This window comes from Arthrobacter crystallopoietes (genome assembly GCF_002849715.1).
Taxonomy (GTDB): domain Bacteria; phylum Actinomycetota; class Actinomycetes; order Actinomycetales; family Micrococcaceae; genus Crystallibacter; species Crystallibacter crystallopoietes.
On the sequence record NZ_CP018863.1, the window covers coordinates 496,140 to 510,681 of the forward strand.

Annotated in this window: 14 protein-coding genes; 8 read left to right on the forward strand and 6 right to left on the reverse strand. The window is 64.3% G+C overall.

Features of this window, described 5'->3' with window-relative positions; translation table 11 throughout:
• Positions 1-72: 72 nt before the first annotated feature.
• From AC20117_RS02365 to AC20117_RS02390, 6 genes are all read left to right on the forward strand, one after another.
• Positions 73-2,301: a S9 family peptidase gene (locus AC20117_RS02365; protein ID WP_074701150.1), complete on the forward strand. Its 2,229-nt coding sequence runs from the start codon at positions 73-75 to the stop codon at positions 2,299-2,301.
• Positions 2,302-2,445: 144 nt separating this feature from the next.
• Complete coding sequence (locus AC20117_RS23205) at positions 2,446-2,646, forward strand: hypothetical protein (RefSeq protein WP_139186793.1); 201 nt, start codon at positions 2,446-2,448, stop codon at positions 2,644-2,646.
• A 244-nt stretch (positions 2,647-2,890) separates the two neighbouring features.
• Positions 2,891-3,271: a hotdog fold thioesterase gene (locus AC20117_RS02375; protein ID WP_236777530.1), complete on the forward strand. Its 381-nt coding sequence runs from the start codon at positions 2,891-2,893 to the stop codon at positions 3,269-3,271.
• Positions 3,272-3,285: 14 nt separating this feature from the next.
• Positions 3,286-4,626 (forward strand): phenylacetate--CoA ligase PaaK, encoded by a 1,341-nt coding sequence (paaK, locus tag AC20117_RS02380; protein WP_074701148.1) that lies wholly within the window; start codon positions 3,286-3,288, stop codon positions 4,624-4,626.
• A 31-nt stretch (positions 4,627-4,657) separates the two neighbouring features.
• Positions 4,658-5,287 (forward strand): TetR/AcrR family transcriptional regulator, encoded by a 630-nt coding sequence (locus AC20117_RS02385; protein ID WP_074701147.1) that lies wholly within the window; start codon positions 4,658-4,660, stop codon positions 5,285-5,287.
• A gap of 129 nt (positions 5,288-5,416) precedes the next feature.
• Entirely contained in the window at positions 5,417-6,004 is a 588-nt protein-coding gene (locus tag AC20117_RS02390) for a nicotinamide mononucleotide transporter (RefSeq protein WP_074701146.1), read from the forward strand.
• 31 nt (positions 6,005-6,035) lie between these two features.
• Here AC20117_RS02390 and paaZ read toward each other — a convergent pair whose 3' ends face one another.
• On the reverse strand, positions 6,036-8,108 hold the full coding sequence (gene paaZ, locus AC20117_RS02395) for a phenylacetic acid degradation bifunctional protein PaaZ (RefSeq protein ID WP_074701145.1): 2,073 nt from the start codon (positions 8,106-8,108) through the stop codon (positions 6,036-6,038).
• A 165-nt stretch (positions 8,109-8,273) separates the two neighbouring features.
• On the opposite strand from paaZ, the gene AC20117_RS02400 reads away from it, so the two are divergent.
• Positions 8,274-8,708, forward strand: coding sequence for a PaaI family thioesterase (locus tag AC20117_RS02400; protein WP_074701144.1), 435 nt, complete (start codon positions 8,274-8,276; stop codon positions 8,706-8,708).
• A 309-nt stretch (positions 8,709-9,017) separates the two neighbouring features.
• Here the strand turns inward: AC20117_RS02400 and AC20117_RS02405 are convergent, their stop codons facing one another.
• Both AC20117_RS02405 and AC20117_RS02410 read right to left on the reverse strand, forming a co-directional pair.
• Positions 9,018-9,731, reverse strand: a complete 714-nt coding sequence (locus AC20117_RS02405; protein WP_074701143.1) for a tyrosine-protein phosphatase — start codon at positions 9,729-9,731, stop codon at positions 9,018-9,020.
• A complete protein-coding gene (locus tag AC20117_RS02410; protein ID WP_074701142.1) occupies positions 9,728-10,339 on the reverse strand; it encodes a GNAT family N-acetyltransferase in 612 nt (203 codons plus the stop codon). The genes AC20117_RS02405 and AC20117_RS02410 overlap by 4 nt, the downstream gene beginning before the upstream one ends.
• A 139-nt stretch (positions 10,340-10,478) precedes the next feature.
• On the opposite strand from AC20117_RS02410, the gene AC20117_RS02415 reads away from it, so the two are divergent.
• Positions 10,479-11,390: an SGNH/GDSL hydrolase family protein gene (locus tag AC20117_RS02415; protein WP_074701141.1), complete on the forward strand. Its 912-nt coding sequence runs from the start codon at positions 10,479-10,481 to the stop codon at positions 11,388-11,390.
• A 98-nt stretch (positions 11,391-11,488) separates the two neighbouring features.
• Here AC20117_RS02415 and AC20117_RS02420 read toward each other — a convergent pair whose 3' ends face one another.
• From AC20117_RS02420 to AC20117_RS02430, 3 genes are read right to left on the reverse strand one after another with little or no spacing between them, the layout of a single operon-like run.
• Positions 11,489-12,352 (reverse strand): 3-hydroxyacyl-CoA dehydrogenase family protein, encoded by an 864-nt coding sequence (locus AC20117_RS02420; protein ID WP_074701140.1) that lies wholly within the window; start codon positions 12,350-12,352, stop codon positions 11,489-11,491.
• Positions 12,353-12,357: 5 nt separating this feature from the next.
• The gene (locus AC20117_RS02425) at positions 12,358-13,161 is read right to left on the reverse strand and encodes an enoyl-CoA hydratase/isomerase family protein (protein WP_074701139.1); all 804 of its coding nucleotides are present in this window, start codon (positions 13,159-13,161) and stop codon (positions 12,358-12,360) included.
• Entirely contained in the window at positions 13,161-14,372 is a 1,212-nt protein-coding gene (locus tag AC20117_RS02430; RefSeq protein WP_074701138.1) for a thiolase family protein, read from the reverse strand. The genes AC20117_RS02425 and AC20117_RS02430 overlap by 1 nt, the downstream gene beginning before the upstream one ends.
• Positions 14,373-14,542: the final 170 nt, after the last annotated feature.

The window sequence follows — 14,542 nt, forward strand, 5'->3', positions numbered from 1 at the left end:
CGCGCCGAACGTTCGGTTCACCTGTCAGCCAAACCATGCCGCGGCGCAATGAGCGGTCTATATATTTGGGACATGAGCCACTCTCCCGCAGACACCGCAGCAGACTCCCCCACCATCGGCACTGCCAGCCCGGCCGCCGGGACCCCGCACACAGGACTGCCGCAGCCGCCGGTCGCCCGGAAGGTGCCGGTGGAGCGCACCCATCACGGGGACACGTTCGTGGACAACTACGAATGGCTCCGCGAGAAGGACAGTCCGGAGGTCGTGGCCCACCTGCAGGCCGAAAACCAGTACACCGACGCCGTCACTGCCGACCAGCAGCCGCTGCGCGAGGCAATCTTCAACGAGATCAAGAACCGCACGCAGGAAACCGACCTTTCCGTCCCGGTGCGCAAGGACGGCTGGTGGTACTACGGGCGGATGGAGGAGGGCAAGCAGTACGGCATCCAGTGCCGGGTCAAGGCCCAGGACACCGGCGACACGAAGGCAGATTGGACGCCGCCGCAGGTTGAACCGGGCAACGAAGTGCCGGGCGAGCAGATCCTGCTGGACGGCAACGCAGAGGCCGAGGGCCACCCCTTCTTCTCCCTCGGTGGCGCGGCGGTCACCCGCGACGGCAACCTGTACGCCTACGCCGTGGACAACGCCGGTGACGAGCGGTTCACCCTGCGGATCAAGGACCTGCGGACCGGCGAGCTGCTGCCGGATGTGGTGGAGAACGTGTTCTACTCGCTGGCCTTCTCCCCAGACGGCAGCCAGGTCTTCTACACCGTGGTGGACGATTCCTGGCGGCCGTACCAGATCAAATCCCACACGCTCGGCACCGAGGTGAGCGCCGACGTCGTTGTTTATCAGGAAGACGATCCGGCGATGTGGACCGGCTTCGAGCTCTCCGCCGACCGCCGGCATCTGGTCATCGGGATCGGCTGCTCCGAATACAGCGAAACACGCCTGCTTGATTTCGCGCACCAGGACGCAGGCCTGCGTACCGTCATTTCGCGCGACGAGCGCATCCTCTACGAGGCCGAACCGTTCCTGCTCGACGGGGTGGAGAAGATCCTGCTCACGCACAACAAGGACGCGGTCAACTCCATGGTTTCCGTGGCGGACGCGGCCGAGTTCGCCAAGCCGCTGGCACAGCAGCGCTGGGATACCGTGACAGCGCACGACGACGGCGTGCGGGTCAACGGCGCGGGGGTCACCGCTACCCACGTGGTGCTGTCCGTACGCAAAGACACGATCGAGCGCGTCCAGGTCATCTCGTTGGCCGGGCTGGGGATGCCCGGGCAGGCGCAGCCGGTGGAGCCGGACTTCGACGAAGAGCTCTACACCGCCGGCGTCGGCGGCTCCGACTACGACGCTCCGGTCATCCGGCTCGGCTACAGCTCGTTCCTGACCCCGCCCCGGGTTTACGACTACGAGCTGGCTACCGGAGAGCTGTTCCTGCGCAAGGAGACGCCGGTCCTGGGCGGCTACCGGTCGGAGGACTACGTTGCCGAGCGGGCCTGGGCCACCGCGCAGGACGGGACGCAGATTCCGCTCTCGGTTGTCCGCAAGGCCACAGTGGAGCGCAATTCCGCCAATCCTGCGCTCATCTACGGCTACGGCAGCTACGAGGTCAGCATGGATCCGGGCTTCAACACCGCCCGGCTGTCGCTGCTGGATCGCGGCGTTGTCTTCGTCATTGCGCACGTGCGCGGCGGCGGCGAGGTGGGACGCAAGTGGTACGACGACGGCAAGAAGCTGGCGAAGAAGAACACCTTTACCGACTTCATCGACGCCACCGACTGGCTGGCAGCATCCGGCTGGGCCGATCCCGCGCGGATCGCTGCGATGGGCGGATCAGCCGGTGGCCTGCTGATGGGCGCGATTGCCAACCTGGCTCCGAAAAGGTACGCCGCCATTGTCGCCCAGGTGCCGTTCGTGGACCCGCTGACCTCGATCCTTGATCCGGATCTGCCGCTGTCCGCCCTCGAGTGGGAAGAATGGGGCAATCCGATCACCGACCCCGAGGTCTACGCCTACATGAAGTCCTACACGCCGTACGAGAACGTGCATGAGGTGGCCTATCCGCGCATCGCGGCGGTGACCAGCTTCCACGACACCCGTGTGCTCTATGTGGAACCGGCCAAGTGGGTTGCCCGGCTGCGCGAGGCCACCACCGGCACGGAGCCGATTGTGCTCAAGACGGAGATGGACGGCGGCCACGGCGGAGCCTCGGGCCGGTACGAAGCCTGGAAGGACCGGGCCTGGGACTACGCCTTCGTGCTTGCGGCGTTGGATGCCCGCGAACTGATCTAGTCGGTGTCCGGGCTGAAGTTTGCCACCGCCCTTTGTGAGCAGCCTCGGTCCGACCGCCAGCCGTTCTATCTCCGTCAGTTCTTCTGCAGTCCGGAAGGGTCCGGGGAGGTCTTCACATCGGCGGCCCCGGCGGCCCTTGGCATCATGTCCGCACTCCTGCCTGTCGGCTTGGCGCTGTTCCTGGCCGGATCTGCCGCCCTGGCAACCAGAGCACGCTGGTCTGGCGCCGCCGTCGTTCCGCCAACCGGAACCGGGGTCCGCCAAGCTGCCGGCTGGGCGCTTGTGGACGGCGTGGCCTGGGCGGCGGCATCTTCACCATCATCGCTTTCGCTGCTCCACCGCTAGGCGGCGCCCTGGCGGTATTCCCTGTGGCCGCTGCACTGTCCTGGCGCACCCGCCGCGAAGCCCGCGGACTTGACTTGGCTCACAAATCAGGATTACCTAATGAACATTCGGTAAAGAACAATGAGGGGCGCATATGACTGGAATCGACGTCGACACCAACCTCGGCGGGCAGCCCGACAGCCCGGCCGCGGAATACGCTGAGCCCTTCCACCCTGCCTTCGTCAACGATCAGGCCGCCGCGTGGATGGGCGTGGAACTGGTTCGCGCGAAGTTCGGTGATGTTGTCATCCGGATGCGTTTGCGGGACGAGATGCTCAACGGCTTCGGCATGGCGCAGGGCGGTATGATTTTTGCCTTCGCCGACGTCGCCTTCGCGCTGGCCTGCAACGATCCGCATGGTGACGGCAGCACCATTACCGTTGCCTCCGGCGTCGATGTTAATTTCATGAATCCGGGGTTTTCCGGCCGTCAACTGACCGCCACCGCCACCCTCGTCAACCAGACCGGCCGCAGCGGTCTGTACGACATCCGCGTGACCCAGGAGTCCGGGAGCGGCGAGGAAGTCCTCGCCGAGTTCCGCGGCAGATCGCGCACCGTACCAAACCCCGCCGCCAAAAAGCACTAGCAAGGACCCCCTTAATGACCACCACCACCGGAACGAAAGCCCGCAAGTCCACTCCGGCCGAGCCCGAGACGCTCGATCCCGAGGAGCTGATGAGCCGGGACGAACTCGAAGCCCTTCAGCTGGCGCGCCTGCAGCACACCGTGGCGTACGCCTACGAACGTGTGCCGATGTACAAGAAGAAGTTCGACGACGCCGGCGTGCGCCCGGAGGACCTGAAGGAACTGGCCGACCTGGCGAAGTTCCCGTACACGGACAAGGAAGACCTCCGCCAGTCCTACCCGTTCGGCATGTTCGCTGTTCCGCAGAACGAGGTCGCCCGCATCCACGCCTCGTCCGGTACCACCGGCCGGGCCACCGTGGTCGGCTACACCAAGGGCGACCTGGAACGCTGGGAGACGCTGTTCGCCCGGTCGCTGCGCGCTTCCGGCGTCAAGAAGGGCTGGAAGGTCCACAACGCGTACGGCTACGGCCTCTTCACCGGCGGACTCGGCGCCCACTACGGAGCCGAAAAGCTTGGCTGCACGGTTATCCCGATGTCCGGCGGCCAGACCGAAAAGCAGATCCAGCTGATCCAGGACTTCGAGCCGGACGCCATCCTCTGCACGCCCACCTACCTGCTGACCATCGTCGACGCCATGGAGCGCAAGGGACTGGACCCCCGCAAGACCTCGCTGAAGGTTGCCGTGCTCGGCGCAGAACCGTGGACCGAAGAGATGCGCCACGAGCTCGAAACCAAGCTCGACATCGATGCCTGCGACATCTACGGCCTTTCCGAGGTCATGGGCCCGGGCGTGGCCGGCGAGTGCGTCGATTACAAGGACGGCTCCACAATCTGGGAGGACCACTTCCGCCCCGAGATCATCGATCCGTCGACGGATGAAGTGCTGGCCGACGGCGAACACGGCGAGCTGGTGTTCACCTCGCTGACCAAGGAAGCCATGCCGGTCATCCGCTACCGCACCCATGACCTGACCCGCCTGCTGCCGGGCACGGGCCGGGCCAATATGCGCCGCATCGGCCGGATCACCGGGCGCAGCGACGACATGATCATCCTGCGCGGTGTGAACCTGTTCCCCACCCAGATCGAGGAAATCGCGCTGCGGATTCCGGGCCTGAGCCCGCACTTCCAGCTCGAAATCACCCGGCCGGACCGGATGGACGAACTGACCGTGAAGATCGAGCGCCGCGACGACTGCACGGCCGAAACCGCCGCCGCGGCGGCCAAGGACCTGCAGAAGCAGATCAAGATCCACGTCGGCTCCAGCTGCCGGATCGACATCGTTGAACCGGGCTCCCTCGAGCGGTCCAACGGCAAGCTCCGCCGGATCTACGACCTGCGCAAGAGCGAGAGCTGACCGACCGAACGTTCATGGAAAGATAGTTGTCATGGTGAAGACGAAAAATCCGGAAACAGTCCGGCGCGGACGCCCGGGATACGACCAGCAGTCAGTGCTGAGCGTAGCCGTAACCGTCTTCAACAAGCATGGCTACGAGGCGACCTCCATGGGCATCCTGGCGGAAAACCTCGGCATCTCCAAGAGCGCTATCTACCACCATGTTCCGTCCAAGGGTGATCTCCTGCGGCTGGCACTGGAGGAGGCGCTGGGCTCGCTGGAAGCAATTCTGGAAGAGCCCGGTGCCTCCGCCGGCCGGGCGGATGATCGGTTGGAGTACGTGCTGCGCCGGACCATCGACGTCCTGACGGAGAAACTGCCCTACGTCACCCTGCTGCTGCGGCTGCGCGGAAACACCGAAGTGGAGCGCAACGCGCTGGAACGCCGCCGCGAGTTCGACCACAAGGTCGCGGGCCTGATGGACGCGGCCCGCGAAGAAGGCAGCCTGCGCAGCGATATCGATCCGCGCACCACCACGCGCTTGCTCTTCGGCACGATCAACTCCATCGTCGAGTGGTACAAGCCCGGCGGAAAGCTGACCTCGCAGAAGCTGGCCGATGACCTGATTTCCATGATGTTCGACGGCCTGCATCTGCCCACGGCCGCCCGCGTTATCGCCTAAGAGTCTCCCGCCCCCGGCCGCCGGACTGTTAGGCTGGCAGCAACCAATCGGCGTCAGGGGGACGTTATGGACTGGTTCGCGGATTTTCCTGGGGAAACCGGACCGTATATTTGGATATCGCTGGCGAATATGGGTCTCACCATTGCCGGCATTGCACTCTTTGCCTTCAGGTTCCGATGGGCTTGGCTGTTTCCCGTCGCAACTACCGTGGCCTTTCTTAGTCTCAGCATCCAGGCCCAAGGCATCCGGACCAGTTTCGGCCCGGTGCTCACGCTCGCGGTGTGTGTCTACGGACAATGGCGCTGGCAGCTCTACAAAGACGGTGCCACCACCTCGATCCCACTGCGGCGCGCCTATCCGGTGGAGTGGGGCATCGCGTCCGGGCTCTTGATCCTCTTCACCCTGATCACCGGTTTTGCCGGCTCCGAACTGATTTCCTTTGTCGGCCCCGGATACGTCCTGAGCAGCCTGCTGTCGTCCCTGCCGCTGGTGATGTACCTCGGGTTCGCGCACGGCATCTTCGAGTCCTGGTATGTCGGCGCCGCTTTCGGGGCCTTGAACCTGGCCAGCCTGGCCGTGCTGGTCCCGGCCCCGCCTGCGGCATTCGTCTATACCGCCGTCGTTCTAGGTCTCTACGTGTTCGGGCTGCTTAAATGGAAGGCGGCCCTGAATCATCAGGGCCGCCGTGCTCCGGTGGCTCACCCTGCCGGCAGCTGATGCCGCCTGGCAGGAGCAACCGTAAACGCTGCTACTTTTCGACGAGCGTCAGCACGTCGTAGGTGGCAACGATCTCATCGTTCTGGTTGGTCAGGACTGCATCCCAGGCAACCTCGCCGTACTCGTCCGTTTCACGCGGCGTGATCCGCTTCGCGGTCAGCGTCACCCGAATGGAATCCCCCGCCGCGACCGGCGTGACAAAACGCAAGTTCTCCAGACCGTAGTTGGCCAGCACGGGTCCCGGAGCCGGCTCCACGAAGAGGCCTGCACCCCAGGAGAGCAGCAGGTAGCCATGCGCCACGATGCCCGGGAAGAACGGATTGGCTTCTGCGGCCTCCTGGTTGGTGTGCGCGTAGAACGTATCGCCGGTCTCATTCGCGAAGGCCGTGATGTCCTCCAGGGTGACCTGCCGCAGGTCCGAGCGCAGCGCATCGCCGATCTTGAGTTCGGCGAGGTTTTTCCGGAAGGGGTGCACCTCATCGAAGTTGCGGTCGGCGCCGGTATGCCAGACACCCGTGATCGCCGTGAGCATGTTGGGCGAACCCTGGACCGCGGTGCGCTGCATATGGTGCAGCACGGAACGGATGCCTCCGAGTTCTTCACCGCCGCCTGCACGTCCCGGGCCGCCGTGGACCAGGTGCGGCACCGGGGAGCCGTGGCCGGTTGAGGTGCGCGCATCCTCGCGGTTGAGCACCAGCACGCGGCCGTGGTGGGCGGCAATTCCGGTCACCAGCTTGCGCGCGGTCTCCGGGTCATTGGTCGCGACGGTGGCGACCAGCGAGCCTGAACCCATGGCCGCGAGCCGGATGGCGTCATCCAGGTCCTTGTAACCAATGACGGAGGAAACCGGCCCGAAGGCTTCGCGCGAGTGCACCGCCTCCGCCTCGGCGTCGGCAAACTTCAGCAGCACCGGGGACATAAACGCGCCGTCGTCGACGCTCCCCACTGTTCCGTCCTGCAGGGTGACCTTCGGGGAATCCAGCGTTCCGTACGCCAGTTCGCCGCCGGCGTCGAGCATTTCCTGAACTGCCGCGCGCACATCGGCAAGCTGCTCCAGCGAAGCCAGGGCGCCCATGGTCACGCCTTCGGCCCGCGGATCGCCGACGACAACCCGCTCCTCGATCCGCGCACGCACGGCGTCGACGACGTCCTGCACACGCTCCGTCGGGACGATGGTGCGGCGGATGGAGGTGCACTTCTGGCCGGCCTTAGCTGTCATTTCAGTGACCAGCGACTTGATGAAGGCATCGAACTCAGGGGTGCCGGGCACAGCGTCGGGGCCCAGGATCGCGGCGTTCAAGGAGTCAGCTTCGGCCGTGAAGCGGATACCGCCCTGGGCCACATTCGGATGGGACTTCAGCAGGTTGGCGGTGGTTGCCGAACCGGTGAAGGAGACCGCATCGCGGTAGTCAAGGTGGTCCAGCATGTCCCGGGCGGAGCCGGAGATCAGCTGCAGGGAACCGGCCGGCAGAATGTTGGACTCGATGATGAGCTTGACCGCGGCGGCCGTGACGTAGCCGGTGGGAGTGGCCGGCTTGACGATGGTGGGAACGCCCGCGATGAACGCCGGCGCGAACTTCTCCAGCATGCCCCAGACGGGGAAGTTGAAGGCGTTGATCTGCACGGCCACACCCGGGATGCGGGTATAGATGTGCTCGCCGATGAAGGAACCATCCTTGGCGAGCACCTCGGCGGGCCCGTCGATGACAACCTGGGAATTGGGCAGTTCACGCCGGCCCTTGGAGCCGAAAGTGAAAAGCACGCCGATGCCGCCGTCGATGTCGATCATATTGTCGATCTTGGTGGCGCCTGAGCGGTGGGAGAGCTCGTAAAGCGCCTCACGGTGGCTGTTGAGGAACTGTGCCAGTTCCTTGAGTTTCAGCGCACGCTGGTGGAAGGTCAGCTTGCCCAATTCGGTCTGGCCGACGCTCCGGCCGTACTCAACCATTTCTGCCAGATCCAGCCCGTCCGTGCTCACCTGGGCCAGCACATCGCCTGTGCTGGCGTCCCGGACCTCGGTGCCGGTCACCCCGGCTTCCGGCGTCCACCAGGCGTCCTGGACGAAACTCGGCACAAATTCAACACCAACGGAGGTTGTGGTCATCGTTGACTGCCCTTTCCTTCTCTGGGGACGAATCGCAGTATCGTCCACAGTATCGACAAGCATCTGAACAACGCAGGATAAACAAACTGAACGGTCGTTCGGTAACATGTCTACACTACATGAATGCGTCCGAAGCCGACAGGACGGAAAGGTCAGGATCGACTAATGCAGCCGGATATCAAGACAGAAACCGAACAGGACCAGCCGTGGAAGATTATCCTCGGTGAACTGGACGAGAAGATGGGCGTAAAGATTCTGGAAGAGTCCGCAGAGCGCGTGGTTGCCACCATGCCCGTGGAGGGAAACCGGCAGTCTTTCGGCCTGCTGCACGGCGGCGCCTCGCTGGCGTTCGGCGAGGCCATTGGGTCCTGGGCCGCCGTCATCCATGCCGGCAAGGGTCGATCCGCCGTCGGGGTCGATGTCTCGGCCACGCATCATCGTTCAGCACGCAGCGGCACGATCACAGGGATCGCCACCGCAATCCACCTGGGCCGCACCACCACCAGCCACGAGGTCGTGATTTACGACGACGAAGAACGCCGGCTCTGCTCCATGCGCATCACCAATTTGATTCTGGACCGCCCCAAGCCCGGCGAATAGTCCGCCTGCTACTCAGGAAAAACCAGTAAAAAATCGGGTAGTGAAGATCCTCACTTCTCCTCCAACCGGCCGGTAGTGTGTCAAACACGAAGCCCGCACCGGCGTCAGCGGAGGCCCGGCAGACCGCCCAGCAGAAATTGCTGACGGTAAAGCAGCCACCATCCGCGGACTCCAGCCCCGCACGTTCAAGCGAACATGACGACGGCGGTGGGCGGACCGCCAGGTGCAGCACCGTGTAACGCATGACTCCCTCGGCGGCGTTGGGGAAGGCCGCGGCGGCAGCTTGGGAAGCTGCCGCCGCCGCCAGGATCAGTCCAGGTGCAGTCGGTTCCGTAGCTGCCGCAGCTCTGCCTCACCCAGTCCGTTCCGCAACAGGTACTGCGCGGCGTCGAAACCCTCCGCAGCTGCCTCTACCGCGGCGCGGGTGTCCTCGATCCGCGCCGCAAGCTCCGGCCCGGAAAGGTACCGTTCGATCGGATGCCGATAGGGGCTGACGCGGTGCCATTCATTGATGCCGCGCAAGCCGAACTCGTAGTGGTCCGCAATAGTGCCCGTGTCCGCGCCAACGAGGTTCAGCAGCAGCATCGCGATGAGTCCGGTGCGGTCGCGTCCGGCCGAACAATGAATGACGACGGCGCCCTCCGCCCCTGCGAGGGTCCGGGCTATTGCCGTGATCTTATCCGGAAAGAGCCGGAGGTTGTCCGGGTAGGAACGCGGATGGCTCAGGTAGGGCCCGCTGAGCTCGCGGAACTCCGCGTGGTCGGGCTCTTCCGTGGGGCAGTTGAGCACGGTGAAAGGCGAGCGGACCTCGGCGGCAACCTCGGGATCCGTCTTGCGGCGCGAGCGCTCCCCCACGTTCCGCAGATCGACAACGGTGCGCACGCCGTCGTCGTACATCTGGCGCCATCCGGTTTCCGTCAGCCATTCCGAACGCCCCATGCCGAAAATGTCGCCGGCGATCCGGCGCGCATTGACAGCACCGTCCCACTCCATCGGGCGGATCCGCTCCAGCCGTGCCGTCATGCCCTCACCGTTTCGGGGCGGACCTTGTCCAGCCGGGCCTGGAGCCCGCGCTTGACGATGGGCCACTCGGAATCGAGGACGGAGTAGACAACGGTGTCGCGCACGGTTCCGTCCGGCATTTTCGTGTGGTTGCGCAGGACGCCGTCCTGCTTTGCACCGAGCCGTTCGATGGCTTCGCGGGACTGGCGGTTCATCCAGTGCGTCCGGAACTCAACGGCGCGGCAGCCGAGCTTTTCGAAGGCGTGGGTCATCAGGAGCATCTTGCTGTCAGGGTTCACTCCGGTCCCTTGTGCGCTGGCACGTGTCCAGGTGTAGCCGATCTCCACACGCGGGGTGTCCGTGTCGATATTGCAGAAGGTGGTCATGCCCAGGACGACGCCGTCGGAAATCCGGCTGACAGTGAACGGCAGCATGGTCCCCTGGTCCTGTTTCTCCATCCGGCGGCGGATCTCCAGTTCCATGGTCTCCGGGGAGGGAACCCGCGTGTACCAAAGGTTCCACAGCTCGCCGTCACGTACAGCATCCTCCAATTCAGGCATGTGGCGCCTGCGTAAAGGCTGCAGTCGGACGTACTTACCGGTCAGGGTCAGCGGCTCGAACAGTGGCATGGACTCATCTTAGAACCTTGGAAAAACCTTAGGATCCTGAATCTGCCGGCGGCCTTCAGCGGCGTGTCGAAAACTTCCGGTTGGACGACACGGAGTGAAACGTGCCACGTGGGCAGCGGCCGAGGGTATTTTGGGACGCATGAATGCTAACTTTCAGGGCCGTACCGGCCTGGCTAAGCGCGTTGGGGCGCTGACAGTTCTGGTTGCCGGTCTTGTAGCGGGCTCTGTGGCCGCTCCTGCCGTCGCCCATGAGGAATCCGTTGATCTAGTCGTTCTCGGTGACTCTTATTCCGCAGGCTTGGGCGCCGGCACACCCGCTCCGAGCACCTTTATCGATGACCCAAGGTGCCTGGTCACTTCGTCCGGATATGCCGAAGCGCTTGGCGAGCGGCAGCACTCTGTTGAACTCACGGCCAACGCCGCGTGCTCAGGTGCCTGGGCCGGCAGCGGACCGTCCGAGCCAGTCAATGAGGACGTCCCCGACGTGCCCCAGCAGATTCACCTCGCAACGAAAGATGGCTTGCTTGGATCCGAAACGGACCTCGTGACCCTGACAGCAGGCGGCAACGATGTCCAGTTCAGCCGCATCATCGGTGCCTGCATTACGCAGGATTTGCAGACTTGTAAAGCAACAGTGAAGCACGCCGAGTACGTAGCCAGGATGCAGGTAGCCCCGGCGCTGATCAAGGACTACCAACAGATCAATGCCGCCGCTTCGGACGCCACCATCGTTGTACTTGGGTATCCGCATCTATTCTCAACGGAAGGCGCCACAGCCTCGCCTCTGTCCCCCGAAGCCGCAACGGTCTTCAACGACGGTGTGGACACGCTGAACAGCATCATCGCGGGATCAGTTGAATATTCCGAATCTGCGATCTACGTCGATGTGACAAAGCGATTCAGGAATCATGGGATTGGGTCATCCGAACCGTGGATCAAATTCGATTCCACCGATCCGCGAGCCTACGACAACTACCACCCGAACGAAAAGGGCTATGAGAAGGGCTATGCGAAGGTCCTGAAACCTGTAGTCCGTTCCTTGCAGGACTAGTAGTCCACCGAAAGCAATAGCCCTAAACAATCGCCTGCCGGAGAAGCTCTCCGGCGGGCGATTGTTTGCATGCTTAGTTCGTGGCGGTCGGAGTGTACCTAGCTATCCCAGCTGAAGAAACCCTTGCCGCTCTTGCGGCCCAGCTCGCCCTTGGCCACCTTGTCCCGCAGGATCTGCGGCGGCGCAAAGCGCTCCCCCAGGGTGGAGTGCAGGTACTCGGCGATGCCGAGGCGGACGTCCAGGCCCACGATGTCCGTGGTCTTCAGGGGTCCCAGGGGGTGCTTGTAGCCGAGAACCATGGCCGCATCGATGTCTTCTGCCGAGGCCACGCCCTCTTCCACCATGCGCATGGCTTCCAGGGCGATTGCTACACCCAGCCGCGAGGAAGCGAAGCCGGGGGCGTCATTGACGACGACGGCGGTCTTGCCCAGCGACTGGACCCATGACCGTGCTGCGGTGCCGAGTTCGTCCGAGGTCTCCTCGGCGAGTACCACCTCGACCAGCAGTGAAGCCGGTACCGGGTTGAAGAAGTGCAGTCCGCAGAAGTTGGCGGGCCGCTCGAGCTGTTCGGCGAGCTTGCCCACCGAGAGCGACGAGGTGTTCGTGGCCAGCCAGGCGTTCGGCTGCAGCTGCCCTTCCACGGCTTTGAGCGCCGTCGACTTCAGTTCGAAGTCTTCCGGCACAGCTTCGACTACCAGGCCGCAGCTGCCGAAGGAGTTGTAGTTGACCGAGACCGACAGCCGCTGGGTCAGCGCCTCAATGGTCTCGCTAGTGGTGCCCCGCTGCACGCTCTTGAGCAGCGCATCGGTGACCCGGCGGCGCGCGCCTTCCGCGGCGTCGTCGTCCCTTTCCACCACCACTACCTCGGCACCGGCGGTCAGGAAGGCGTGGGCGATGCCCGCACCCATGCGGCCGCCGCCGAGCACGCCTACTTTGCTAGGTACCGTATCTATTGTTTCCATGTGGCTTACTTGCTTTCTGTCTGCTTTTCCTTGGCCGCGCGCTTGGCAGCGCTCTTATCCAAGAACGCCTGCATGCGGTCGAATTTGGCTTCGGATTCGAACAGGATTCCCTGCGCGATGGTGTCGATAACGGGATGGACTTCCCGCGGAGTGTGGAACACGCTCTTGGTGATCCGGACGGCCAGCGGGTCCTGCGTCCCGATCCGGTCCGCCAGCGCGTGAGCGGCGTCGATCAGGACGTCGGCCTCGTGGACCTCCGTAACCAGGTGCACCGCGAGCGCTTCCTGCGCACCGAGGATGCGGCCGGCCAGCAGGATTTCCTTGGCTAGCGGTTCGCCGACCAGTTCCTTCAGGCGCCAGGTAGCTCCCGCGGCTGCCATGATGCCCAGATTGGTCTCGGGCTGACCGATCTTCACGCTTGGCGTGGCCAGGCGGAAGTCCGCGGCGTAGGCCAGTTCGGCCCCGCCGCCGAGGGCATAGCCGTCCAGGGCGGCGATGACCGGCATGGGCAGCTGGGCGATCCGGTTGAAGATGGTCGAGTTGATCCCGGCAAGGGCATCCTCACGACGGCGTTCGCGCAGTTGCGCGATATCCGCACCTGAGGCGAAGATCCCCTTGCCGTTGACCTGCGTGCCGGAGAGGATCATGATCCGCGGCTGGCGCTCCAGCACCGCGCAGATGGCGTGCAGTTCATTGACCATGGCCTGGTCGATAGCATTGCGGACCTCCGGCCGGTTCAGCTGGACATGGATCCGGTCTTCGCGCTCTTCGACCAGCAGGGTGGAGAATTCGTGTGCGTCGAACAGCATCAGACCCGCTCGATGATCATCGAGGTGCCCTGGCCAACTCCTACACACATGGTGGCCAGGCCGCGCTGGGCGTTCTCGCGTTCCATCCGGCCCAGCAGCGTCACCACCAGACGTGAGCCGCTGGAACCGAGCGGATGCCCCAAAGCGATGGCGCCGCCGTCGTTGTTCACGATGCTTTGGTCAATCTTCAGATCGCGCAGCACGGCCAGGGACTGCGTGGCGAAGGCTTCGTTGAGTTCGACGGCGCCAAGGTCCTCGACGCTCCAGCCGGCCTTGTCCAGCACCTTCCGGGTGGCCGGAACCGGGCCAACGCCCATGATTTCCGGAGCCACGCCGGCGGAGGCGCCTTCCACAATGCGGGCGCGCGGGGTCAAGCCGAACTTCTTCACGGCCGCCTCCGAGGCCACGATGATCGCGGACGAGCCGTCGTTGAGGGAACTGGAGTTGCCGGCCGTGACCACGCCGCCGGGCTTGATGATGGGCTTCAGGCCGGCGAGGACCTCCAGGCTGGTACCCGGGCGCGGTCCCTCGTCCGTGTCGACCACGGATGTGCCCTTGCGGCTCTTGACCGTGACGGGGACAATCTCGTCCTTCAGCCGGCCGCCCTCGATGGCCGCGATGGCCCGCTCGTGCGACTGCACGGCGAAGGCGTCAGCGTCTTCGCGGGAGATGCCGTAGACATCGGCGACCTCTTCGGCCGTCTCCGGCATGGAGTAGGTCATTTTGCCGTCGCGGGACAGGTCGCCCTTGGCGAAGCGCTCGTTGACGAACCGCCAGCCGATGGACGTATCGAACTGCTCGCCGGGCTTGGCGAAGGCCTTCATCGGCTTCTCCTGCACCCAGGGCGCACGGCTCATGGACTCGACGCCGCCGGCCACAACGATGTCCGCGGCGCCGGCCTTGATCATGTGCGAGGCCATGATGATGGCGCTCAGCCCGGACGCGCAAAGGCGGTTGACGGTGATGCCCGGCACGTGGTCCCCGTAGCCGGCCAGCAGCCACGCCATGCGCGCGACGTTGCGGTTTTCCTCGCCCGCACCGTTGGCGTTGCCGAAGATGACCTCGTCCACGGCGTCCGGATCCACGCCCGCGCGGTGCACGGCTTCCTTGACCACGAGCGCGGCCAGATCGTCCGGGCGTACCGCGGACAGTGCGCCTCCATAGCGGCCAACCGGGGTACGGGCCCCGCCAATCAGGAATGCCTCAGCCATTGAATTTTCCCTCGCGCTCGAGTGTCTTGGATGACGATGTGCGGACGGTTCCGACGGATTTTGCCCGGCAGAAATTACCGACCGACCGTTCTATAAAGAATCCCACGCGCACTGGCGAGGGTCAACTGAAGCATCAGACCAAGGCGCTACATGACATCGGGCGCTGACAA

Bases quoted from the DNA above. Each gene is read 5' to 3' on its own strand.
- paaZ (WP_074701145.1), bottom strand. From the start codon at position 8,108: ATGACCACAACCTCCGTTGGTGTTGAATTTGTGCCGAGTTTCGTCCAG.
- AC20117_RS02420 (WP_074701140.1), bottom strand. From the start codon at position 12,352: ATGGAAACAATAGATACGGTACCTAGCAAAGTAGGCGTGCTCGGCGGC.
- paaK (WP_074701148.1), top strand. From the start codon at position 3,286: ATGACCACCACCACCGGAACGAAAGCCCGCAAGTCCACTCCGGCCGAG.
- AC20117_RS23205 (WP_139186793.1), top strand. From the start codon at position 2,446: ATGTCCGCACTCCTGCCTGTCGGCTTGGCGCTGTTCCTGGCCGGATCT.
- AC20117_RS02430 (WP_074701138.1), bottom strand. From the start codon at position 14,372: ATGGCTGAGGCATTCCTGATTGGCGGGGCCCGTACCCCGGTTGGCCGC.
- AC20117_RS02410 (WP_074701142.1), bottom strand. From the start codon at position 10,339: ATGCCACTGTTCGAGCCGCTGACCCTGACCGGTAAGTACGTCCGACTG.
- AC20117_RS02375 (WP_236777530.1), top strand. From the start codon at position 2,891: ATGGGCGTGGAACTGGTTCGCGCGAAGTTCGGTGATGTTGTCATCCGG.
- AC20117_RS02405 (WP_074701143.1), bottom strand. From the start codon at position 9,731: ATGACGGCACGGCTGGAGCGGATCCGCCCGATGGAGTGGGACGGTGCT.
- AC20117_RS02390 (WP_074701146.1), top strand. From the start codon at position 5,417: ATGGGTCTCACCATTGCCGGCATTGCACTCTTTGCCTTCAGGTTCCGA.
- AC20117_RS02385 (WP_074701147.1), top strand. From the start codon at position 4,658: ATGGTGAAGACGAAAAATCCGGAAACAGTCCGGCGCGGACGCCCGGGA.
- AC20117_RS02425 (WP_074701139.1), bottom strand. From the start codon at position 13,161: ATGCTGTTCGACGCACACGAATTCTCCACCCTGCTGGTCGAAGAGCGC.
- AC20117_RS02400 (WP_074701144.1), top strand. From the start codon at position 8,274: ATGCAGCCGGATATCAAGACAGAAACCGAACAGGACCAGCCGTGGAAG.
- AC20117_RS02415 (WP_074701141.1), top strand. From the start codon at position 10,479: ATGAATGCTAACTTTCAGGGCCGTACCGGCCTGGCTAAGCGCGTTGGG.
- AC20117_RS02365 (WP_074701150.1), top strand. From the start codon at position 73: ATGAGCCACTCTCCCGCAGACACCGCAGCAGACTCCCCCACCATCGGC.